General features: G+C 37.8%; 18 protein-coding genes. 7 read left to right on the forward strand and 11 right to left on the reverse strand.

Features of this window, described 5'->3' with window-relative positions:
- From G7050_RS05945 to G7050_RS05955, 3 genes are all read left to right on the forward strand, one after another.
- The gene (locus tag G7050_RS05945; protein WP_166112576.1) at positions 1-1515 is read left to right on the forward strand and encodes a RagB/SusD family nutrient uptake outer membrane protein; all 1515 of its coding nucleotides are present in this window, start codon (positions 1-3) and stop codon (positions 1513-1515) included.
- 59 nt (positions 1516-1574) lie between these two features.
- A complete protein-coding gene (locus G7050_RS05950) occupies positions 1575-2810 on the forward strand; it encodes a glycoside hydrolase family 71/99-like protein (protein ID WP_166112579.1) in 1236 nt (411 codons plus the stop codon).
- Between the two features lie 603 nt (positions 2811-3413).
- Positions 3414-5408 (forward strand): glycoside hydrolase family 97 protein, encoded by a 1995-nt coding sequence (locus G7050_RS05955; RefSeq protein ID WP_166112581.1) that lies wholly within the window; start codon positions 3414-3416, stop codon positions 5406-5408.
- 190 nt (positions 5409-5598) lie between these two features.
- On the opposite strand, the gene G7050_RS05960 is transcribed toward G7050_RS05955, so the two are convergent.
- On the reverse strand, positions 5599-6024 hold the full coding sequence (locus G7050_RS05960) for a helix-turn-helix domain-containing protein (protein WP_166112584.1): 426 nt from the start codon (positions 6022-6024) through the stop codon (positions 5599-5601).
- Between the two features lie 627 nt (positions 6025-6651).
- Here G7050_RS05960 and G7050_RS05965 point away from each other — a divergent pair.
- A complete protein-coding gene (locus G7050_RS05965) occupies positions 6652-8637 on the forward strand; it encodes a DUF4954 family protein (RefSeq protein WP_166112587.1) in 1986 nt (661 codons plus the stop codon).
- 97 nt (positions 8638-8734) lie between these two features.
- Complete coding sequence (locus tag G7050_RS05970) at positions 8735-9664, forward strand: hypothetical protein (RefSeq protein ID WP_166112590.1); 930 nt, start codon at positions 8735-8737, stop codon at positions 9662-9664.
- Positions 9665-9730: 66 nt separating this feature from the next.
- Here the strand turns inward: G7050_RS05970 and G7050_RS05975 are convergent, their stop codons facing one another.
- The 5 genes from G7050_RS05975 to G7050_RS05995 form a co-directional block, all read right to left on the reverse strand.
- On the reverse strand, positions 9731-10747 hold the full coding sequence (locus G7050_RS05975; protein WP_166112593.1) for a pentapeptide repeat-containing protein: 1017 nt from the start codon (positions 10745-10747) through the stop codon (positions 9731-9733).
- Between the two features lie 161 nt (positions 10748-10908).
- Entirely contained in the window at positions 10909-11487 is a 579-nt protein-coding gene (locus G7050_RS05980; RefSeq protein ID WP_166112596.1) for an LUD domain-containing protein, read from the reverse strand.
- Positions 11488-11490: 3 nt separating this feature from the next.
- A complete protein-coding gene (locus tag G7050_RS05985) occupies positions 11491-12870 on the reverse strand; it encodes a lactate utilization protein B (RefSeq protein WP_166112599.1) in 1380 nt (459 codons plus the stop codon).
- A complete protein-coding gene (locus G7050_RS05990; RefSeq protein ID WP_166112602.1) occupies positions 12867-13607 on the reverse strand; it encodes a (Fe-S)-binding protein in 741 nt (246 codons plus the stop codon). The genes G7050_RS05985 and G7050_RS05990 overlap by 4 nt, the downstream gene beginning before the upstream one ends.
- 410 nt (positions 13608-14017) lie before the next feature.
- Positions 14018-15568: an L-lactate permease gene (locus tag G7050_RS05995; RefSeq protein WP_166117651.1), complete on the reverse strand. Its 1551-nt coding sequence runs from the start codon at positions 15566-15568 to the stop codon at positions 14018-14020.
- Positions 15569-15864: 296 nt separating this feature from the next.
- Here G7050_RS05995 and G7050_RS06000 point away from each other — a divergent pair, with 296 nt between their 5' ends.
- The gene (locus tag G7050_RS06000) at positions 15865-17220 is read left to right on the forward strand and encodes a DUF4026 domain-containing protein (protein ID WP_166112605.1); all 1356 of its coding nucleotides are present in this window, start codon (positions 15865-15867) and stop codon (positions 17218-17220) included.
- Between the two features lie 109 nt (positions 17221-17329).
- Here G7050_RS06000 and G7050_RS06005 read toward each other — a convergent pair whose 3' ends face one another.
- From G7050_RS06005 to G7050_RS06015, 3 genes are all read right to left on the reverse strand, one after another.
- Entirely contained in the window at positions 17330-18283 is a 954-nt protein-coding gene (locus tag G7050_RS06005) for an NAD(P)-dependent oxidoreductase (protein WP_166112608.1), read from the reverse strand.
- Between the two features lie 65 nt (positions 18284-18348).
- Positions 18349-18720 (reverse strand): DUF3127 domain-containing protein, encoded by a 372-nt coding sequence (locus G7050_RS06010; RefSeq protein WP_166112611.1) that lies wholly within the window; start codon positions 18718-18720, stop codon positions 18349-18351.
- Between the two features lie 43 nt (positions 18721-18763).
- Positions 18764-19900, reverse strand: coding sequence for an AI-2E family transporter (locus tag G7050_RS06015; protein ID WP_166112614.1), 1137 nt, complete (start codon positions 19898-19900; stop codon positions 18764-18766).
- Positions 19901-19992: 92 nt separating this feature from the next.
- Here G7050_RS06015 and dacB point away from each other — a divergent pair, with 92 nt between their 5' ends.
- Positions 19993-21426: a D-alanyl-D-alanine carboxypeptidase/D-alanyl-D-alanine-endopeptidase gene (gene dacB, locus G7050_RS06020; protein WP_166112617.1), complete on the forward strand. Its 1434-nt coding sequence runs from the start codon at positions 19993-19995 to the stop codon at positions 21424-21426.
- Positions 21427-21428: 2 nt separating this feature from the next.
- Here the strand turns inward: dacB and G7050_RS06025 are convergent, their stop codons facing one another.
- Both G7050_RS06025 and G7050_RS06030 read right to left on the reverse strand, forming a co-directional pair.
- On the reverse strand, positions 21429-22130 hold the full coding sequence (locus G7050_RS06025; protein ID WP_166112620.1) for an FKBP-type peptidyl-prolyl cis-trans isomerase: 702 nt from the start codon (positions 22128-22130) through the stop codon (positions 21429-21431).
- A gap of 161 nt (positions 22131-22291) precedes the next feature.
- A complete protein-coding gene (locus G7050_RS06030) occupies positions 22292-23833 on the reverse strand; it encodes a glycine--tRNA ligase (protein ID WP_166112623.1) in 1542 nt (513 codons plus the stop codon).
- Positions 23834-24013 lie beyond the last annotated feature (180 nt).

A 24013-nucleotide genomic window follows, 5' to 3' on the forward strand; every position in this document is an offset into this window, starting at 1 on the left:
ATGAAAACAAAAATATTATCCATATTAGTATTGACAGCCTTTTTCTCTACATCGTGTACCGATCTTGATGAAAAGCTGTATGACAAAGTTACAACTGACGATTATGGTAAAACGGCAGCCGAAATACAGACTATTGTAGGTGGAGCATACGCCACATTAAGAGGATTCAACGATTCGGACAAAGGGGGTACTATCTGTTATCCGACTTGCGAATATGTATTCTTCTTGGAAGAATGTGCTTCGGATGAAGCGACTATCCCCACTCGTGGAACCGACTGGTATGATGGCGGACGCTATCAGCAGATACAATATCACACTTGGAATGCAAGTAACATCATGATACTTAGTGCATGGAAATACTGTTATCAAGGTATAGCCAACGTAAACTCGATTATTTATCAGGTAGATAAATCGAACCTGACTGAGGATGATAAAGCTATCGTGAAAGCCGAGCTTAGAGGTATACGCGCCTATTATTACTATCAATTATTAGATCAGTTTGGTAGTGTGCCTATCGTAACCAGCTTCGAAGAATCGGAATTACCTGCTAAATCGTCTCGTGCCGATGTATTCAAATTTGTAGAAGATGAATTGAAAGATATTCTGGATAAACTGCCTTCGGCTATCCGTTACGGTGCTTTCACTCAGAATGTAGCCAACAGTCTTTTAGCACGTTTGTATCTGAATGCAGAAGTATATACAGGTACACCACGCTGGCAGGATTGTATCAATGCAAGTGAAAAGGTGACAGGTTATATTCTTGAATCGGATTATTTCACTAGTTTCAAAACTAAGAACGAAACTTCACGTGAGATTATTTTCGCTATTCCTTACGATCATAAAGTGGGGACAGTAGGTAATTATCTGGCTTCAATGACTTTTCATTACAATCAACGGTTTGCATTCTCTACAACAGGAGCATATCCTTGGTGTGGTAACGGTATCAGCGCTCAACCGGGCTTATACTCGTCATTTGACGAAAACGACGTAAGACGTGGGTCTCTGCTTATCGGTGAACAAAAGAACCTTGCAACGGGTGCTACTATTATGATGGACAACGGTAATCCTTTGATTTATACCGAAGAATTCACCAAATATACCAATGCCCTACAGAATGAAGGAGCACGCCTCTTCAAATATCAGATACAAGCCGACGATCAGTGGGAACGTGACAATGATTGGGTATTGATCCGTTATGCGGAAATACTGATGATGAAAGCTGAAGCAAACTTCCGATTAGGATTTACAGCCAATGCTCTCATCTATGTAAATGAAATACGTAACCGGGCAGGGCTTCCGAGCCTTACGACTCTTACTCTTGAAAGTCTGGATACTGAATGGAAACATGAGTTTGTCTTCGAAGGTCTTCGACGTACAACCAATATCCGTTTCGGAACATTCTTCCAACCTTGGTGGGAAAAAGGGGCAACTCCTCGATACAGAGGCGTATATCCGATTCCTCAAACTGTGTTGGATTTGAATCCTAATCTGAAACAAAATCCTGACTATAATTAAATACAGGTAAAGGCACAGTGAATTGCTGTGCCTCTACTTTCACTCAGATAATAGAGAATATGAAAAAAACACCATTTATAACACTTTGCCTCATCCCGCTATTTATATTCAGCAATTGCGGAAGGGATGATTTACCTATCATAAAGGAAAAACCGGTAGAGGAATTTAGTCCAGTCAGCGTAACCAAGACCAATCCGATGAAACTGTATGTACATTATATGCCTTGGTTTGAAAGCAAAGCTTCCAATAATGGTACATGGGGACAGCATTGGACTATGGCAAATAAAAATCCCGATAACACTGATGCTAACGGCAAACGTGAGATAGCATCGCACTATTATCCGCTTATCGGACCTTATGCTTCGGGAGACGAAAATGTAATTGAATACCATCTTCTATTGATGAAATATTCGGGAGTAGACGGTATATTGATCGATTGGAACGGTACTCGCAATTTATATGATTATCCGTCTATAAAAAACAATACCGAAGCTATTGTAAAAGTACTGGACAAGGTCGGGTTAAATTTTGCAATTGTATACGAAGATCAATCTCTTAGAGAAGGGTTACAGGATGCCGAGAAAATAACTCAAGCCAAAGCCGATATGAAATATCTGGAGAGTACTTTTTTCAGTAAGGAGAATTATATCAAAATCAATAATAAGCCTCTATTGATGGTATTCGGCCCTCAGGAAATAAAAAAGCCTGCCGATTGGAGTTCGATATTTTCGGTATTAAAAACGAAACCTACTTTCCTTACACTGTATGCACACTCGGCTGGTACAGCTAATGAGGGCAATATCAAAAATGCAGAAGGCGAATATATTTGGGTAGACGCAACTCCGATGGAAACTAAGTATGCAGGTAAAGATGTATTGATGGGTGGAGCATATCCCGGATTTGATGATTTCTACAAAGAAGGTGGTTGGGGCGAAAGTGTACTGGCAGATATTGATTATGCGAATGGAGCAACATTCAAAAATCTGTTAGCAATGGCAAAGGATAAAAAGGCCGATTATCTGCAACTCATCACATGGAACGATTTTGGCGAAGGCACAATGATAGAACCTACCCAAGAATTCAAATACAGTTACCTGACCGAATTGCAAGGCTTTGCTGGTGTATCTTATAATGTATCGGTTCTGGAAAATATTTACAAGTTGCATTCTTTGAGAGAGACTTATAAGAATGATGTCAAGAAGCTAAGAACGCTGAATCAAGCCTTTTACTATTTCGTTTCATTGCAAAATGATAAGGCAAAAGGTTTGATTGAGGAGGTTGAAGCTACAAAGTAACTTAGTAATGCCAATTGAGCGTTATATCTTTTACTACGCGCAATCAGAGATTGCTTTTGTCCGTTAGGCTCCCCGACCTTGCCGGTTGCACGGGGTACCCGCAGGGTGAAGAAAGCGTTAATAAACAAAAGGATATCAATAATAAATGTTTTTCTTTTGTTTTAGCTTTCGAGTCCGTAGCGGGTCGGGCAAAGAGGCTCAGTCTTGATCTTTTGTTTCGTTTTGCATCAAGGCAAAATGAAAAACAAACCCAGAGGGTGCGTTAGAAAAAATGACTTGCATGACCAATAAATAAGAACCAACAGATTCATTCCGGTTTTTATCTATAATTAAAGCAGTTACAACGAAAAAAAGGTAACAACGAACAGAAGAAAAAGAAACAGTCTAAAAAGTGTCACTTTTGTAACCTTTGTAACCTTTTTGAAGTTAAAATACTAATTATGAGAATTTTATTAAATTACAAAAAGTGACATTCAACAGTCTACTTTTGTAACTTTTTTGACACCTTATGGTTACTAACTGTTACCTTATTGTAGAGTTATTTTGTACTGATTCATATAAATAATAAAAAGGTCTTGGACCTCACTAAAAATAATAAGTATTATGAAACAATTAGCAGTGTATATCCTTCTCGTTTTCTTTTGTTTAACTTCATGTGCAAATAAAGAAAACACGTCAGTAAGTTCTCCGGATGGGAGCATCCGAGTACAAGCCGGTATAGAAAACGGGAAGGTATATTATACAGTCGATAAAAAAGACAAAGCTATTCTTAATAAATCCTTTCTTGGGTTTGTTCTTAAAGATGGCGAGTTAGGAAAAGACGTAACGATTACCGACGTAAAACATTCGTCTTTCAGTGAAAAATGGGATCAACCGTGGGGCGAAGAAATCACTGTAGATAATACCTACAATGAGATGACAGTGGATGTACAGGAAAACGGCGGATTGAAACGTAAATTTTCGGTGGTTTTCCGCATATTCAATGATGGTATCGGTTTCCGTTATGTATTCCCCGAACAAGAGAATCTAAAGGATTTCGTCATTATGGATGAGTTGACCGAGTTTGCTCTTGCAGGCGATCATAAAGCATGGTCTATACCCACAAGTACATTGTATTTTGAGAATCTTTACAAACCATCGCCGGTCAGCAGCCTCGATACTGTATGCACTCCTCTGACTATGGAGACTAAAGACGGATTATATTTGAGTATTCATGAAGCAAATCTGACGGATTATGCAGGACTGAATCTTACACCCGAAAATGGTACGACTACCCTTAAAGCTTATCTGACTCCTTGGTCAACAGGTGAAAAGGTATTCGCAAAAGCACCATCGGTTACTCCTTGGAGAACGATGATTATTGCCGATAAAGCTGCCGATTTGCTTCTTTCACGTTTAATGCTGAATTTGAATGAGCCTTCGAAAATCAAAGATACTTCGTGGATTCGTCCCGGACGATATATCGGTATCTGGTGGGGTATGCACATGGAAGATTATTCATGGGCACAAGGTCCAAAACATGGTGCTACAACCGAAAATACAATGCGTTATATTGATTTCGCAGCCAAACATAACTTCTCTGGGGTATTGGTTGAAGGATGGAATTTCGGTTGGGATGGTGACTGGACAAAAGAAGGTGATAAATTCAGCTTTACAAAAGCGTATCCCGATTTCGACCTGAAAAAGATAACCGAATATGCAGCTTCTAAAAATGTAAAACTGATAGGACATCACGAAACAGGCGGTGCTACTCAAAATTACGAAAATCAATTAGACAGTGCTTTTGCCCTGTATCAAAAATATGGCGTGAGTGCAGTGAAAACAGGTTATGTAAGCCCCCTACTCGATCATAAGGAACGACACAGCAGCCAATACGGTGTGCGTCATTTCAGAAAAGTGATCGAAGCAGCCGCCAAATATCATATAATGATAGACAATCACGAGCCTGCCATGCCGACGGGATTGCAACGCACATGGCCTAACCTGATGACTCAGGAAGGATTCAGAGGACAAGAGTATGACGCATGGTCGAGAGACGGTGGAAACCCTCCTGAGCATACAACTATTCTACCTTTTACGAGAGGATTAGCTGGACCTATGGACTTTACGCCGGGAACTTTCAACTTCACCAACAAGGTATTCCCTGCCACTCATGTTCAAACAACTTTAGCCAAACAACTAGCCTTATTTGTGGTATTGTTCAGTCCTTTACAGATGGCATCGGATATGATCGAAAATTACGAGAATAATTCTGCCTTCGATTTTGTAACCTCTTGCCCTACTTCCTGGTCTAAGACTATAGTACCCGAAGCCAAGATAGGCGAGTATTTAACCATAGTACGCAAAGACCGTGATTCTGAGAACTGGTTTGTTGGAGGCATAACCAATGCCAACAGCAGAGACCTTAGTTTACCTCTCAACTTTTTAGATAAAGGAGCAAAATACAAAGCGACAATATTTAAAGACGGCGAAGGAGCAGATTACAAGAGCAATCCGTATCCCGTAGAAATTCAGGAAATGGAGGTCACAGCCGAAACTGTTTTAAATGCAAAGCTGGCAACAAGTGGCGGAGTAGCCATTCGATTAATTAAGCTATAATCAATCTATGTTCCGTAAAATTTAGGTCAGAGAAATAGCAGGTAAACGAAAAAGCCCATGATTTGAGTCATGGGCTTCTTTAAGGTCACAGACCTTTTTATTGCTTTGGCAAGTATAACAAATACAGATTGTTATGACTATAAAATACACCAATAAATTTTATTCTTTACTTATATCTAAATCTGACATCTTATTTCTTGTCCATCAGCATCTTCTCCAGCAAGCTGATCTTTTCCTTTTCATTGGCAAGCATTCGCTCGTATAACTCTACTTTTTCATTACACAATTTGATCACCTCTTCTAGAGGATTATAGTTATTCTGAATTATAGCTACAGCATGATCTGAAAATGTACTATTTTCAATATAATAATTGAAACACGCATCTTCTTCTAAATTCTTAAGAGTATCAACTGGTACTTCCAATGCTTTGGCAAAGCGTTGCAACATTTCCTCATCGATAACTCTTTTATCCTCGTACCTCGAAATGGTCTGCTGAGACAAATTAACCAACGGTTCTAAGCCCTGTTGACTTATTCCTTTTGATTCCCGAATACGTTTCACATTATGTCCCTGATGTACATTGGGTCTATCTAAAGTTTCTGCTTGAGCTTCCATGAATGACGAATTAATAGTTTACGATATAACGGATTGGTATTTGAAATGTTGACACCTCTACAAATATATATAAAAATAGAATGGAACCGAGTGGGTGAATAAATAATTTGTGAAAATCGAGTGGATTACTCTTGCGCTTATCCTGTAAATTTAAGTTTTTTGTATCACAATAATTTTATCTATAAATAGAGAAAACATCCTTACTAAACGATCTTTGAATATATTGAACAGAACTATAACCCATACGATTAATTAATCTGTATTGCCATTCGGCATTGTAAACATGTGTCTGTGAGAAGAGAGAAGAAAGGCTTTTGGATATGAGCCTTTCTTCAATCTTTGAAAATAGACTTTCGAATTAAAACCGACCTACATTCATTTAACTGATTATAGTAAACAACCTCAGCACCTCAGCACTCTTTTACAACTGCTACACTAGTTCAACGCCTGATAAAGTACTCTTCTTTATGGGCGTTGATCATTTATTTCAAAAAGAAAGAAAATCACAACTTTCTATAATATAATTCTAGAATTATCGTTTAATATGTAAAATAAATACTTATTAAAACAATAATAAGAGGCTTTTGACAGGTTATCTAAACGAAAGCTACAAAAAGAATACATACTATGGAGTATAGAAAATTAACTGAATCTGAAATCTTAGCACTACAAAGTCAAGGGTGTGCTTGCGACAATTGGGACAATGTATCTGTTCATCACCAATTCAACACAACCTATATCTGTCAGGTAAATTTTTCGGGAGAAATAAAACTTGGGGTTTACGAAAAAGAATTCACCCTTCCGGGAGGAATCAAGAAACATTCGGGAATCAAAAATGTCACGCTTCACAATTGTGAGATAGGCAATAATACCTTTATTTCGGACGTAAACAATTACATTGCAAATTATAAGATTGGAGATAATGTATTTATCCACAACTTAGAATTAATGTATGTCGATCATAATTCGTCTTTCGGCAATGGAATAGAAGTTACGGTTCTGAACGAAACAGGAGGGCGGGAAGTTATTATTCACGACAATCTGAGTGCTTCATTTGCCTATATTATGTCATTTTACCGACATCGTCCGGTATTGATTCATAAGATGCAGGAAATCGTAAAACTACATACACAAAATAACTCTTCTTCGATTGGAACCATCGGCAACAATGTGAAGATAATAAATACAGGCACGATCAAGAATGTGCGCATACACGATTATGCTACCATCGAAAGTACCTGCCATCTCGAAAACGGAACTATCAACAGTAACGAATACGACCCTGTACATATCGGATATAATGTAATGGCAAAAGATTTCATCATCAGCTCAGGTTCGCATGTCGAAGATGGAACGATGCTTACCCGTTGTTTTGTGGGTCAGGCGTGTCAATTGGGACATACGTATTCGGCTAGTGATTCGCTTTTCTTCAGTAATTGTCAGGGTGAAAACGGTGAAGCATGTGCTATCTTCGCTGGGCCATATACCGTTACGCACCATAAGTCTACTTTGCTGATTTCGGGAATGTATTCGTTTATGAATGCCGGTTCGGGTTCGAATCAAAGTAACCATATGTATAAATTGGGTCCTATCCATCAGGGGGTAATGGAGAGAGGCGGTAAAACTGCCAGTGATTCATACATTCTTTGGCCTGCCAAAATAGGGGCTTTCTCGTTGGTTATGGGACGTCATTACAGAAATTCGGATACATCCAAAATGCCGTTCTCATACCTAATAGAGCATGACGACGAAACAGTATTGGTACCCGGAGTCAACCTGCGTAGTGTAGGTACAATACGTGATGCACAGAAATTCCCGAAACGCGACAAGAGAAAAGATCCGCATAAACTCGATCAAATCAACTTTAATCTTCTCAGTCCTTATACTGTGCAGAAGATGTTTCAGGGAATCGAAGTTCTGAATGAACTGTTAAGCACTTGTGGTGAAGCATCGGTTCATTATACGTATCGCGGATGCCGTATCAAAGGCTCTTCGTTACGCAGTGGCTTGAAGTATTATGATATCGCTATCACTAAATTTTTGGGTAACTCTATTATATCCCGTCTAAGCAACTGCCCATGTAGCAACGATGAGGAAATCAGAGAATATCTGAAACCCGATAGTGATGCTGGATTAGATAAATGGCGCGACTTAGCAGGGCTTTTAGCTCCAAGTACCGAAATAGATAAACTTATTGATGATATAGAATCCGATAGACTGACCTGTATTAAGGATATAAATGCTGTTTTTGAAAGACTTCACAAAGATTACTATTCTCTGGAGTGGACTTGGGCATGGGATAAGATTCAGGAGTACTTTAATCTTTCTTTAGAGACAATTACAGCTAAAGACATTATCTCTATCGTTGAGAGATGGAAAGAGGCAGTCGTAAAACTCGATTGGATGATTTATGAGGATGCCCGTAAAGAATTCTCTTTGCCTACTCATACCAGTTTCGGGATGGATGGCGATAAAAAAGATCAAAAGATAGACTTCGAGCAAGTAAGGGGCATTTTCGAGAAAAACTCTTTTGTTGAAGCGGTTTTGGAGCATATCAAAGTGAAATCGAAGCTCGGTGAAGATATGATAGAACGGTTGTCGAAGAGTATCTAAAACAGATCGGATAAATAGATTCCCCGATTTTCATAAGTTGTCAGATTAATTTGAATTTGTATCTTTGCAGGACTAAATGCATATCTAACAACACATTATGAAATTTATCTATTTTGTCGCGACCCTATTACTCTTAACAGCCTGTGATCCATCGAGTAAAGCCCCATCTAAACAATTTTGGATGGACAACCCTACTGATAAGACAATTCAGGTTAAAATTGATTCGGTAGTTTATGATCTTCCGGCTAACTCAGGATTAACTGTAGAATTACTTGCAGGCAAACACTCCTTGGCATACAATGGCGAATCGGTTCAGTTTTTCGTAAAGCCTAACGATCAGGGATGCGTTATCAACCCGACATTAAGCAACTATGTTTTCTTCCACGAAATTTATATAGTAGAAGGCAAAGAGAAAGAAGGCAATGCAGAATATGAAAAAATGAGAGCGATCTATATGCACCCGTTCGAAATACAACCGGGAGATACAATAGATGTTCCTTTCCAAGTAATCAGCGACCAATTGTTTATTGAGCAATACGAATATTTCTGGCATCTGGGAATAACTGAGTCCTATAAAAATAATGCTAAAACCAGTGCGGACTTATCACGTGCATCGACTGCACCTCAGTCGAAACTATTCAGGGAAAATGACTTCTACAACTATGTCGGACGTGAGAATCTGCCCGAAGGTTTCGCTCTTAAACAAAGCAACTATAAATTAAGCGACTTAAAGCCTTTTGTATTTGTTGCGGATACTATAACTATTGACTGCGAACCTGCTCAAAAATATTTAGACCTGTATCGTAGCCGTTTCAAAGAGCTACTGAACAGTGATGCTGAACATTATCAGGCAAAATACGATACGATACGCTATTATACTAAGTTCCCTACAGAAGTAGAAAAAGAGTGTAGCCCACGTTACAACAAAGACAGAGTTAGCAGCGACAATGATATTGACAAGGCATCTGTTCGCATTGGTAAAAACCTAGAGAAACTAGGCGAGAAGAATGCTATTGTAATCAATTGATTCTATACAAAACCATATAATACAAAAAAGGTAGAGACTCATCAAATCTCTACCTTTTTTATATTATCAACTTTTAGTTATAGTACCCGATTGTGCTTTAATTTCATCCAAAGAGTATCCGCCTAATTTGGTATTTTCAAAATTCACGGCGTCTTCCATGTCGGCATCTTTAAAGTCTATATTATCCAGCAAGGTATCTTTAAAACTCACATGATGAAAGACTACATTCCAAAAATCGGAATGAGAAATACGCCCCTTAGAGAAAGAGGTATTCTTAATATGTGAGAGATCAAAAACCGTTTTATCGAAACTGCTTCCACTAAAATCGACTTCGTCAATAAAGGCATCCTCTAAATAACACGAAACAAAAGTCGCATTCTTAAAGCTCGATTTAATAAATTTTGTCCGCGAGAAATCGACATTGGCAATATACGACTCATCCAGATTAATGCCTTCCAAAACACAATCCGACAAATCGGTCATTAAATTACTATATACCTGCTTGTCATTTTTAAACAGAACCTTTACAATGGTTTGAATGACAATAGTAGGCTTTTTGTTGATTCTCCACGCTTTGCCATTTTCTTCATTCTGAATGGTATCGGTATTTTCGCGTACATAGGCACACAAAATATCCTGTATGATATTTACATACCCTCTCTGTCCTTTATCTCCTATTGAAGTCTCGAGTGCTATTTGATGCAAAGCATAAATTCCTGATAAAATAGAACTTACACTATCGCTCCCCAACAATGTTGCAGCATCCTTAAAACGGGTGTTAATCTGACCTCTTTCGTTAATATTATTCTGACGGGTCTGTTCGGCTACCCTCCTGTTATTAATCCACAAACCCAAAAGTACCAATGCACCTCCAAGTACGGTTGCTACTGTTCTGACATACTCACCCAAGGCAGTAGTTGTATCGCCAAAGAGTACAATATGGGCACCGAGTTTATAAAAAATAATCCCCAGAAGAATTGTTCCGAATATAATAATCAGAAAGATATACTTATAATAAAACTTCGAGATAGCTTTCTTATTCGTTTCTAATAGTGCTGCAAATGTTTTCGCTTTTTTCGACATGACTTTTATACAATCTTTATTACAAAGATAAATATATTAAGGACACAGACCTATTTACCTGTTTTCCCAGTAAAACAACTATAGCCATTTATAAGTTTGAAAAGAATCAAAAAAGCAGACTACCTATCAGATAATCTGCCTTTTTATATATAAAAAACGTGTTACCTCAACAACACAATCACTCCTTTGGCACCATGAGCACCTACAACAAGCGACTGTTCAATATCCGCTGTTTTTGATGGACCCGAAATAAATACACCAAAACCGTAGTCATTAAACTTGATCTGCTCATAAGCTTCGTGCATATTATTTACAATTTTACTCTTATCCAGCAAGATAACCAGATATTCGGAAATGAAATAAACAACTTTTTCTTTTACATTCTGGGGTATCCATACACAAGCATTCTCGGCAACACCTAATTCTCCCTGAATAATAGCCAAATCGGTTCCATTTAAATTATGGGCATCGCCTACCTTATCAGGATTAACAGTTGCAATACTTATTTCGGGAAGATTAGAAGCTATTACTTTTGCATCAGGGTACAAAGAACGTATCAACGCATTGATATCTTCGCCGTCCTTTACAACCATGGCATCACCACCGACAGCCTTGCACATCTGTGAGAACTTTTCTTGCTTATCGGGATATTGGATCGCAGCAATATCTAAATCGGGCATATCGTACTGAACTTTGATATGTCGTTTTACATTGGATAATATATCGTTTTTACTACTCATAGCTTAATTCTTTTTGTTTTGTACCTTACCTTTCTTCCACATCGAAGTAAAAGATTCTGACGCAAACTTAGGCAGTTCTCGTCCTTTACCCCAATCGTTCAATCCATTGTAAATAAGGAACCGGGGCATATGATTGATGATAGGAGCCATTCTCAGTCCGGCTTTGTATAAAGCGGGATGTGTAAATAGAAACTTCATTCCTCCCGACATCATTTTCTTCATCTTGTCTGCTTTACCTAACGAGTTTAAGTCCTGCCTCCATCTGTAAATCTGATCTGCCAGATCAATCTTCGCAGGACAAACATTATTACACGAATAGCAAAGCGAACATGCCGATACATTATCGAAATATTCTTCGGGGTTCTTTAGCATACCCAGATTAATACCGATAGGACCCGGTATGAAATAAGTATAGGAGTATCCACCACTACGACGGTAAACAGGACAGGTATTCATACAAGCTCCACAACGGATACATTTCAGTGTTTGGATATGTTCATCATTACCCAATATATCGCTTCTTCCATTATCTACAATGATAACGTGCATTTCTCCACCCTCACGTGGCTTACGGAAGTGTGACATGTACGAGGTCACAGGCTGACCCGTTGCCGAACGGGCTAAAAGACGAGAGTATACCGCCAACGATTTATGATTGGGAATGAGTTTTTCCAATCCCATCGATACAATATGTATTTTGGGCAAAGATGTTCCCATATCGGCATTACCTTCGTTGGTACACACGACTACATCACCTGTATTTGCTACAGCAAAGTTACATCCTGTCATTCCCACATCTGCCGTAAGAAATTCGTTTCGAAGATGTTGACGGGCAGCACGTGTTAAATAGGTAGGATCACTGTTATCTTTTTCGGTATGCAATTTTTCTTCGAACAATTTACCTACTTCCTGTCTTTTTAGGTGAATGGCGGGCATTACAATATGACTGGGCGGTTCGTCCATCAATTGAAGAATACGCTCTCCCAGATCACTTTCAACCACATCAATACCTTTTTCAATTAGATAAGGATTCATGTGGCACTCTTCGGTAAGCATCGATTTACTTTTCACCAGTTTCTTGGCTTCATGCCTCGACAGGATACTGTATACTATCTCGTTATGCTCTTTGGAATCTTTTGCCCAATGAACTATAACGCCATTTGCTTCGGCATTTCGGGTAAATTCTTCTGCATATTTATCGAGATGGGTAATCGTATGCATTTTTATTTTACTCGACAGCTCTCTCAGTTCCTCCCATTCGGGAACATCCATAGCCATTTTGTCTCTTTTCTCACGAACAAACCAAAGAGTCTCGTTGTGCCATGTCTCTTGTTCTTTATTTGCTATGAAGCGGTTTGCAGCTTCTGTATGTTTTGTACTCATAGTCCGGCAGCTAAAATTTGAACAACATGAATAAACTTGATAGGCAGTTTTTCTCTGTTTACTACCCCTTGCATATGCATCAAGCATGAGCTGTCAGCACCCGTAATATATTCAGCACCCGTAGCCATATGGTTCTTCACTTTATCTTGTCCCATACATACCGATACAGAAGGCTCTTCGATAGAAAACATTCCACCGAATCCACAACACTCATCCACTTTTTGCGGTTCGAACACCTCAATACCTTCCACTTTGTCCAATAAATCTTTGATCTTTGAATAGCGTGGAATGTTCAGCTCACTGGCCGATGACAGATGCAATTCGCGTACTCCGTGACAACTGTTGTGCACACTTACTTTATGAGGAAATTTTCCGGGAAGTTTGTCAACTTTCAACACATCGTGCAGAAACTCACACAAATCATAGATTTTACCACTGGTCTGGCAAAGATGCCCTTCTTTTTCTAACAATCGGGGATAATTTTCTTTTACAAATACAGCGCAACTCGCCGATGGAGCTACAATGTATTCATACTTATCAAATAACTTCTCGAATTGCTGAGCCAAAGGAATGGCCTCATTCTCGAAACCTGCATTGGCCATAGGTTGACCGCAACATGTTTGATCGATCGGATAATCTACCTCTACTCCCAAATGATCGAGCAACTTATATGCTGCCACGCCTACTTCGGGAAATACGGCGTTTACATAACATGGAATAAATAGTCCGACTTTCATTTCTATTATAATTTTTAGGTTGATCTGATTTTATTAATTCAGGATATCAGGCTTTGCTATCAGTTTAAGATGACACTGTTGTACAGAGTACACAAAAAGATGACAAAACTTGTACAAAAATGGCACTTTTATGAAAACATGCAAACATCTATAAAACAGAGAATAAGGGTGAAAAACATTACAAAAGTGACAAAAGTGACACCTTCCCATAGGTTTGCTAATTCTCTTGTACTGTCACCTTATTTTTTCAAAGATCAATATTTCTGTTATAGAGGCAGATACAACCAAGCCATCTTGCGGCAACTTTGTTATTTGTGCCGAAGGATTCGATCCGCCTCTATGATCTTAGCCCATTTTGGCTAATTGAAGAGCCGTAATTTCGCACTCTTTCATAGATAAAAAATTATTGCTTAGAACATTAGAGTACCCATCAATTTAGGTACAAAATATACCATAAGCCCTGCTACAACTATATATCCTAAAGCAAAAGGCATAGCTTTCTTCATTATTTCGCCCTCACGTCCCTGCAAGCCGCAAGCCGAAGTGGCAACTGCTATACTTTGAGGCGAAATAATCTTTCCGCCTGTTGCACCTGCCGTATTTGCTGCTGCCAGCCAACTCGGATCTACTCCGATAGTATGCCCTACCGATGCTTGAAGTTTACCAAACAAGATATTCGACGATGTATCGCTACCTGTAAGGAATGTTCCCAGACATCCGATTGTAGGTGCAAATAACGGATATAGAGAACCTGTTGTTATTGCCAAAGCTAAACCAAGTTGGGCAATCATACCCGAAAAATCCATAGTAGATGAAAGTGCAATAAGACAACAAACGGTAACAATAGTCTTACGTTGTTGTTTTATAACCTTACCCAATAACTTAAGCAGGTCAATTATCTTAGCTCCCTGAATAAGACCTCCCATAATAGAACCTAAAAATAAAAGTACTCCGGCATCTATAAGCCACGAGATCTTAACAGACCGTACAATCTCGGCTTGGGCAACTGTATCGAATATATTAAAGCTGAATGTAGTACTTAAGATAGGAGCCAATACCGCTCTTAATGGTAACAACGGACTGGTTAATATTACCAACAAAAGAATTAATCCGTAAACACTCCAAGCACTGACTATTTCGGAAGTCGAACGTTTGGGAAACTGTGCCTTCAGCTCTCTATCTTCGTCTGTTGCTGTGATTTTAGCATACAATATAATAGCAATAATTGAAGCAATACTTCCTAATATAGCAGGAGTTTCTGCCCCCATATATCGAGCGGCAATGTATTGTGTTACTAATGAGACTAATCCCACAATAACACTTAATAAAATATGTTTGGGTAATGATTTAATTCGGGGATCGGTCATAAAAACCAATACGAATGGTATAAGTATCATTAAAGGTGATAATTGCAATACAACCTGTGTACTTAAAACCTGTATGTTGTCTACACCTGCCTGTTCAGCCAACACCTTTACAGGAGTACCTACCGCTCCAAATCCTGTAGCAACACTATTGGCTATAAGACTGGCTACTGCCGAGAAAATCGGCTTAAAGCCTAAACTTATCAGTATGGCTGCAGGAATAGCAACCGCCGTTCCAAAACCTGCCATTCCTTCCAATAATCCTCCAAATCCCCAGGTCAACAAAAGAACCTGAATACACTTGTCGGACGATATGGATGAAAATTGTTCTTTCAGAACCTCCATTTTACCGGTATGTACCAATACATTATAACTAAATATAGCCATGATGATGATAATAAGAATCGGGAATATGGCTTTTAACACTCCATAGATAATAGACAGACCCGTATCAGCCGCCGGAAGATGAAAAGCAAACAAAGCTATCAGAACTGTAGTTGCCAATGTTATGAGTGCACTCTTGTCTCCCGACATTTTCAAAAAACCCATCAGGATGATGAGCAAAACTACTGGTGTCGCGGCAAACAGAACCGACATCCAATTGAGGTCAACTACTAAATTAGAGGCTTGAAGAATTACGTTTAAAATCATGGTTGCGGTGATTAGTTTGTTTCTAAATTTGGGTTAACTATGTATCGACAACGCAAATTATATTTTTTTTCCCAGAAATCTACTATGGTTTTATATGTTATATTGCATAATTGTTTAAGAATTCTAAAATCCGAAATAATATAGAAGATATAAGCTATAAAACACATAATTCGAGAAGATACAAAGACTGGTTTCTTTCTTATATATTATTATCTTTGAATATAATTTTACTTGACATAAATATGGAAAACGACGACAAATACAAGATATTGAGCGAAGGTGTAACTTTTAAACCTTCGGTGATGGGTGTAATATCTTCCAGACAAGACTATTCTTTTACTTTTAATAATATCAACAATAAACTTAAAGAAAATACTCATTTCAATCTTTTGTCTTTCGAGTTATCAAAGGCTACCGACCATATCGAAAAAGAATACATTGCTACAATTGAGTACTTATCGGAAATTTACAGACTAAATATATCGGAGTCATCCGTAGAAGACCTCCGTCTTGAAGAATTTGGTCTGGCAAATATGATTAATGAAGATGACTTTAATACAGCCTTATCTCAAGCAAAGTACCTCAATATTGCTGTAAATTTTGGAAAAAAGCCTCTTGATTCATTTCATTTTCAGTTGAAAGTATTAAACGCAATAGTACCCGAAGCTAGTTTAGTTATTGATTTTATGTCTTTCCGACTGCTTTCAGGAAAGTGGCTAAATCTCACAGCTGCTTCATATACTCCACCATCTCCTGATTATCTATATGCTTTGCATGCTGTATACGATGAAAAAGAGGAGCAAACCCAATATTGGTTTCATACACACGGATTACTCCGATGCGGACTTGTAGAGCTTGAAATACTTAACACATCCACCGGAGCGCAACAAATGCACGATCTGGTCAACCATATTGTGAAAAGGTTTCTTTTCGATCCATCCAAAGAACATGAGAAATTCACTGCCGGATTCGACGGATTGGATATAAATTTAACATGGATTCGCTGGGAAGAAGCCTTAAAAGATTTTCCCGCATCTATTCTAGGAGGTTTTCAGGATAGGGAAGGAGACAATAATGCTCATAGCGAGCCATCGGGAGTATTATTTGCAATTGAAGACGGTCATCTTATTTCTCCCGAAATTTATGCTTCTACATTATCCAATAACCCGATTCTGTTTGTTTCTACAGAAGAGACTATAAGGATGAGCCGATTAGCAAAAGAACGCTATTCTTATTTTCTTAATACTTTCGAGAAGTATATCAATCAGCCTAAAAAATCATTCTTTCAGAAAATCTTCAGAAAAAATGAGCCCAATCACAATCAATGGTGCTTTATCATTAAATTCGGATTGGTTGTTGACGATGCAAACAATGATACGGAAAGGGAGCACCTGTGGTTTAGTGTTATATCTGCCAATGAAAAGTCTGTTGAAGGAAAACTTCTAAATCAACCCTATTGGATAGCTTCTCTCAAGGAGGGAGATATAAAATCCTACCCCATAGACATTCTCACAGACTGGATCATTTACGATCCGGATGGCAATCAATATACACCTGATTCGATATATCAGTTGATTGAAAACGACGATGAATACTAAGTAAAAAATAAAAATAAGCCCTATAAACTCGTAAGTTTATAGGGCTTATTGTATAATCATTTATTAGAGTGTACCTCTCTATTTACTGCAATAAGAATAGTCGATAAACTTAATTAACTTTCGAAATCGGCTTACCGGCATAAAAATTAATTATATTTTCTGCAACTTCGCGCTGCATATCGTATCGACCCTCGATAGTCTGAGTTCCGGCATGGGGAGTCAGTACTACATTATCCAACTTGAAAAATTCAGGATTAATACGAGGTTCTGTTTCATAAACATCCAGTCCGGCTCCAAAAATTCTATTATTTTTCAATGCTTCTATCAGAGCAGCCTCATCAACTGTAGATCCACGCGATGTATTAATAAGTACTGCGTTTGATTTCATCTTATCAATAGCCGCTTCGTCTATAATATGATAGGTTTCGGGAGTAGCAGGAGCATTTATCGAAATAAAATCCGATTGAGACAGCAATTCATCAAAGCTGACGTATCTGGCATTGTATTTCTCTTCCATCTCTTTTGCTACAGGTCTTCTATTATGATAAATAATATTCATCCCGCAAGCAATAGCACGTCGGGCAATAGCCTGACCTATTCTGCCAAAACCATATATTCCTAAAGTCTTTCCATAAATAGCAATTCCGGGATTATCATATAATCCCCAACTTACTCCTTCGGGTGTACGCAATTTATTATTATAGAAACCAATTCGACGGGCAACCGCATGAATCAGTCCAAAGCAAAGCTCTGCTGTAGGTTCTAAAACCGAATTAGGGGTATTAGTTACAACAATACCTTTCCGAGCGGCATACTCTACATCAATGTTGTTATATCCAACACCAAAGTTAGCGATGAGCTTCAGATTCTTTGCCTTATCAATAATCTCTTTATCGGTATAGAAACTGAAATTTGGAATAAAAACTTCATATTCTCCTATAATATCAAGTATTTGGTCTTTCTTAAAATATCCGGATGGAGGATAAGTTAGATCAAATTGTTCATTTAATACCTGAAAAGGTTCACGATGAAAATTATGTCCTGATAAGATTTTCTTCTTCATAATTATACTCTTTTAGGATTCAAACACAACCTGATGAGACTAAAGCATCAGTAATAACTAAGTCCTTAGAAAGGCAGGTCATCTGCACTGTCACCTCCAAAATCAGCAGGTGCAGGTGGTGGAGTTTGTTGTGCATATTCGGGCATTCCCTGAGCAGCTCCTCCGGCAGAAGGCATAGCTAAATCTACTTTCCAAGCTTTTACATCAGTATACCAGCGTCCGTTATATTCGCGGCTTTCTACGTCAAACGATATATCCAGCATATTTCCTATTTGAAGTACCGACTCACTTGCTTTGTCGCCCCATATAGATATACATACTTTTTTAGGATATTGTCCATCTGTCTCCACAACTACATCTTGCTTTCTCCACTCTCCGTTTTTACCCATTCCTGTTTGGAGTGGCAATACTTGTATTAATTTAGCTATTAATTGCATAATTCAATCTTAATTTTTTTATTAATCACAAAGGTACAAAAAACTACTCATTTGAGAGTTCCTTATCTGATTTTTCAGCTTCAAGAGTATGCTCCTCCTTTTCTTCGGCATCTATAAACTGCTGATAATAGGACAATAGCAAAGTAGTAAGAGGTATCGCAATAATCATTCCTGCAATTCCCATTAACGACCCCCATATAGAAAGAGATAACAGTATTATAGCCGGATTGAGTCCCATGGCTTTACCCATAATACGAGGAACCAATATTATATCTATAATACATTGGATAACCAGATATAATAAGAATACCAAGCCGATAAGCGCCCAAAAACTTTCGCCTGTCTGAGATACTTTTAGCCAGCATAACAATGTCGCGGGAACTATACTTATAATATGCATATACGGTATCATGTGCAAAAAGCCAATCAAGATACCCAGGACAATAGCCAGAGGCAAACCTATAATCTGGAAACCGGTAGCAAATAAAATAGCTACAATCACACAAATGAGTGCCTGATGACGAAAATAGGTATTCATACTTCTTTCGACATCGATTGTTACTCTACTAACAAAAGCTCTATGTCTGTGGGGAATAAGATCCATCCACAGTTTATTTATTTTATCATAATCCAGCAAAATAAATATCAAATAAAGGATGATGATAAATACGACCGTAAAACCGAAGATAAAAGAGATACTGTTCGAAACTATATTTTCAAGTGTGGGTATCAAATATCGAATCGTTTCGGAGGCACTTTCTTTAGACAATACATTACGAATAGAATCGAAATCGATGTTCTTAGCTATAAAATCATGTACACTGAGAGGTATACCATTTACCGTAAAAGATTGTAAATCGTATGTTGCAATCAGATTATTAATCTGATACACCTCATTCTCTATCAATGGTGTTATACCAATAAACAATAAAGTAAGCAATCCGATAAGTAAAGCAAAAGTAATAAGTACGGCAACAAATCGCTTCTTGAGCCGCAAGCGGTCTTGAATAAAACGCACAATCGGATTTAGTAAATAGGCGATCAGCCAAGCCACCAGAAAGGGAAGCAAGACACCTCTCAGGATGTATATCATATATATACCTGTACCAATCAGCAAGACACTGATAGATAAACGAATTACCCGATCGAAAGTAAAAGGTTTATCAAAACTGTTCCTCATGAAATTTTTCTTATTTTTCGATTTGTTTATCTTTACAAAGATATTTCTTTTTCAGAAACAATAGTTCTCATAAACACAAGAATAGTCATCACATGAAATATTATTTGCTTCTATTATTAAATCTCTGTGCTATAAGCACCTTTAGTCAAATAAATCCCAGTATTGAAAAATTCATTAAAACATCGGGATTCGAAAATGCATCTATAGGAATTTCAATAAAAGACCTCTCGGGAAATGATATTGCATATTATAATAAATCGGCGTCTCTGATTCCTGCCTCCACATTAAAGATATTAACTACCGCAACGGCCATCGAATTATTGGGAGATGATTATCAATTTGTAACGCAACTATCTACTGACAAGAATAACCCTCAGCATCTCATTATACATGGGTATGGTGACCCCACTTTAGGCAGCGAATACCTATTCGATAACCAATCAGCATTTCTAAATAACTGGACTGAACATATAAAAAAGAATTTTAAAATATCATCTCCCATTGATATTACCATTGTGGATGACTTCTTCGGCTATAATGGTATATCATCCAAATGGCTTAAAGAAGACATGGGAAATTACTTTGCAGCCGGAGCTTATGGCATAAGTGTATTTGACAATACTTACCGACTATACCTCAATAGCATGAGGACTGATACATGTCCTCTGATATTAAAAACGGTGCCTTACATGAGGGATATTATATTCTCGAATAACCTCACCGTGAATTACGAAAATCAAGATAATGGATATATAAACGGAGAACCATTCTCTAATTCCAGAAGATTAGTAGGTAATATTCCGGCTAAGAGAACATCTTTTGTTATTAAAGGTGATTTTCCCAATCCAGGGATAATTTTAGGAGAAACTCTAGCAAATATATTGGCACAAAACCGTTTCAAAATAAACTCGATAGAAACTTCCCGCCAAAAATACTTTCAACAGATGTATTCTCCTTATAGAGCTGTTTATGAAGAAACTCCTTTTTACAAACAACTATCTCCTACGCTGAAAGATATTATTCGTGTAATTAATGAAAAAAGCAACAATCACTACTCGGAGCATTTGATGCGAACTATCGGACGCAAGGCAAATACCGACATATACAGTGATCCTTTAACCGAAGGAATAAACAGAACAACTAATTTTTGGGCTTCAAAAGGTCTCAATACCGATGGAATACGTATCTATGACGGATGTGGACTGGCTCCATCAAATAGTATCAACCCCGAAATACTTTGCGACATATTGATATATATGCAAACAAAAAGCAAGTATAGAGATGCATTCTTCGCGTCCTTACCCAAAGCAGGACTTGAAGGCACAGTTAGAAACGTATTAAAGGGGACACGACTGCAGGGAAAGGTTTTTGTAAAGAGCGGAAGCATAGCAAATGTGCAATGCTTTGCAGGATATTATATTAATGGGGATAAGAAATATGCATTCAGCATTATGGTAAATAACTACAATAGCCCTCGCAAAGATGTTGTGAGGGCTATCGAAAGTTTATTGTTAGGAATATTCTAGACTTATTTTAAACCTTTCATAGGTATAATCTCATACAATTTGATTCTGAACCAAAGTGTGGTATAAGCAGGGATCAGTGTAAACGTAGGAGAACTAGTTGTTGGTGCATAAGTTGAAGCATTACTTCCGTATCCCAGTTGTTGTGGCATACAAACAACACGCTCGTCGTTAACTCTCATATCCTGTAAAAGTATCGAGCAACCTTCAATTATACCTCCAATATAATTATTTGCCTTACTTGCCGAAGTCGCCGGATTAATAGCAAAAGTTGCTTTATTATAATTAGGTTCAGGACTGGATGCCTTACCGTATGTATAATCGAGCCTGCTTCGCAAAGAAGGATTCTCGGTAGAGTCAAAAATCACTTTCTCTCCTGCTCTATCAAAATACCATCCTTCGTAGCGTATAACTACTGTATCTGTAAACTCAGGTTTTCCATCAACTGTTATTCTGACAGAATTTCCGTTATCAACATCAGTTATTTCCGTAGATGTTTGCCAGTATACTTTACCATTACCCGATTGAGACGATAAAGCATTAAACAGATTATCACTCGCTATTTTGGCAAATCTGGTTTCATTTAAAGCTTTCCACTCTTCATCAATATCTTCTTCATTGTTGTTATTGCTATTCAAACAAGAGGTCGTAGCAAGCATAAAGAATCCTAAAAGGAATAAAGGGAAAAGATAAAACTTTTTTCTCATCTGACTAATTTTCAATTTATGTGGCAAAAATAGAGTTTTTAAATAGAAGTCTTACATAAAAAATGTGAATATCAACATTTGCTCTAAAAATAAATGTGAGAATGACTTAAAAATCACTCCCACACTCTAATATATTTTAGCTAAGCTCTCTTTTGGGCTCTTTACACTAAGCTTTTAAGAAGACTCTTCATACTTACTTTATCAGTAACAATCTCTGATAATTGACTTATAGCAACTCGCTCTTGCTCCATAGTATCACGATAGCGGATAGTAACAGTATTGTCTTCTAACGTCTGATGATCTACTGTCACACAAAAGGGTGTACCAATAGCATCATGGCGACGATAACGTTTACCGATACTGTCTTTTTCATCATATTGGCATTTAAAATCGAATTTCAATGCATCAATAATCTCCATTGCTTTTTCAGGTAAACCGTCTTTTTTAACTAATGGACATACACCTAATTTTATAGGAGCCAATGGAGCTGGTAATCTAAGCACAACACGAGTTTCGCCATTCTCTAAAGTCTCTTCGCAATACGAAGCTGACATAGTAGACAGGAACATACGATCAACACCGATAGATGTTTCAACAACATACGGTGTATATGATTTATTTAATTCAGCATCGAAGTATTGAATTTTCTTTCCTGAGAATTTCTCATGACTACTCAAGTCAAAATCGGTACGAGAATGAATCCCTTCTACTTCTTTAAAGCCAAATGGCATTTCGAACTCTATATCTGTTGCTGCATTCGCATAGTGAGCTAATTTATCATGATCGTGGAAACGATATTTAGCATCTCCATATCCTAAGGCCTTATGCCACTTCATACGGGTTTCTTTCCATTTCTTGAACCATTCAAGTTCTTCTCCGGGACGAACGAAGAACTGCATCTCCATTTGTTCGAATTCACGCATACGGAAAATAAACTGACGGGCTACAATCTCGTTACGGAATGCTTTACCTATTTGTGCTATACCGAATGGAATCTTCATACGTCCTGTTTTTTGTACATTCAGGAAGTTTACAAAAATACCTTGAGCTGTTTCGGGACGCAAATATACCTTCATTGCACCATCAGCTGTAGAACCCATTTCAGTTGCAAACATCAGATTAAACTGACGTACCTCTGTCCAATTACGAGTACCGCTTATGGGGCAAACTATTTCACAGTCGATAATAATATTGCGCAATTCTTCTAAATCAGAATCATTTAAAGCTTTTGCAAAACGAGCATGTACTTCGTCACGTTTAGCTTGATTCTCTAATACTCGCGGATTTGTCTCACGGTACATGGCTGCATCAAAGCTATCGCCAAATTTCTTGGCAGCTTTTTCTACTTCCTTATTTATTTTATCGTCTATCTTAGCCAGATAATCTTCAACCAATACATCTGCACGATAACGTTTTTTGCTGTCTTTATTGTCAATCAACGGATCATTAAAAGCATCAACGTGTCCCGACGCTTTCCAGATAGTAGGGTGCATAAATATAGCAGAGTCGATACCTACTACATTGTCGTTTAGCAATACCATACTGTCCCACCAGTATTTTTTAAGGTTGTTTTTTAATTCAACCCCATTTTGACCATAGTCATATACTGCTCCCAACCCATCATAAATTTCGCTGGATTGAAATACAAATCCGTACTCTTTACAATGCGAAACAATCTTCTTAAAAACGTCTTCTTGTGCCATAATATATGTAATCTTTCATTATTCTTTTTCGGATGGACAAAGTAAATACTTTTTTTGCATAAAAACCAGAGTTCGAAGCGCTAGCTAGAGTCATTAAATGAGCTATTTAATAATATAGACCGGTTTTGATTCCCGCATCACATAATTTGCCCCTCAATTTATTGAAGCTCTTTTTTCAAT

Source organism: Dysgonomonas sp. HDW5A (assembly GCF_011299555.1).
In the GTDB taxonomy this organism is placed as follows: domain Bacteria; phylum Bacteroidota; class Bacteroidia; order Bacteroidales; family Dysgonomonadaceae; genus Dysgonomonas_A.

Bases quoted from the DNA above. Each gene is read 5' to 3' on its own strand.
- G7050_RS05945 (WP_166112576.1), top strand. From the start codon at position 1: ATGAAAACAAAAATATTATCCATATTAGTATTGACAGCCTTTTTCTCT.
- G7050_RS05950 (WP_166112579.1), top strand. From the start codon at position 1,575: ATGAAAAAAACACCATTTATAACACTTTGCCTCATCCCGCTATTTATA.
- G7050_RS05955 (WP_166112581.1), top strand. From the start codon at position 3,414: ATGAAACAATTAGCAGTGTATATCCTTCTCGTTTTCTTTTGTTTAACT.
- G7050_RS05960 (WP_166112584.1), bottom strand. From the start codon at position 6,024: ATGGAAGCTCAAGCAGAAACTTTAGATAGACCCAATGTACATCAGGGA.
- G7050_RS05965 (WP_166112587.1), top strand. From the start codon at position 6,652: ATGGAGTATAGAAAATTAACTGAATCTGAAATCTTAGCACTACAAAGT.
- G7050_RS05970 (WP_166112590.1), top strand. From the start codon at position 8,735: ATGAAATTTATCTATTTTGTCGCGACCCTATTACTCTTAACAGCCTGT.
- G7050_RS05975 (WP_166112593.1), bottom strand. From the start codon at position 10,747: ATGTCGAAAAAAGCGAAAACATTTGCAGCACTATTAGAAACGAATAAG.
- G7050_RS05980 (WP_166112596.1), bottom strand. From the start codon at position 11,487: ATGAGTAGTAAAAACGATATATTATCCAATGTAAAACGACATATCAAA.
- G7050_RS05985 (WP_166112599.1), bottom strand. From the start codon at position 12,870: ATGAGTACAAAACATACAGAAGCTGCAAACCGCTTCATAGCAAATAAA.
- G7050_RS05990 (WP_166112602.1), bottom strand. From the start codon at position 13,607: ATGAAAGTCGGACTATTTATTCCATGTTATGTAAACGCCGTATTTCCC.
- G7050_RS05995 (WP_166117651.1), bottom strand. From the start codon at position 15,568: ATGTCGGTTCTGTTTGCCGCGACACCAGTAGTTTTGCTCATCATCCTG.
- G7050_RS06000 (WP_166112605.1), top strand. From the start codon at position 15,865: ATGGAAAACGACGACAAATACAAGATATTGAGCGAAGGTGTAACTTTT.
- G7050_RS06005 (WP_166112608.1), bottom strand. From the start codon at position 18,283: ATGAAGAAGAAAATCTTATCAGGACATAATTTTCATCGTGAACCTTTT.
- G7050_RS06010 (WP_166112611.1), bottom strand. From the start codon at position 18,720: ATGCAATTAATAGCTAAATTAATACAAGTATTGCCACTCCAAACAGGA.
- G7050_RS06015 (WP_166112614.1), bottom strand. From the start codon at position 19,900: ATGAGGAACAGTTTTGATAAACCTTTTACTTTCGATCGGGTAATTCGT.
- dacB (WP_166112617.1), top strand. From the start codon at position 19,993: ATGAAATATTATTTGCTTCTATTATTAAATCTCTGTGCTATAAGCACC.
- G7050_RS06025 (WP_166112620.1), bottom strand. From the start codon at position 22,130: ATGAGAAAAAAGTTTTATCTTTTCCCTTTATTCCTTTTAGGATTCTTT.
- G7050_RS06030 (WP_166112623.1), bottom strand. From the start codon at position 23,833: ATGGCACAAGAAGACGTTTTTAAGAAGATTGTTTCGCATTGTAAAGAG.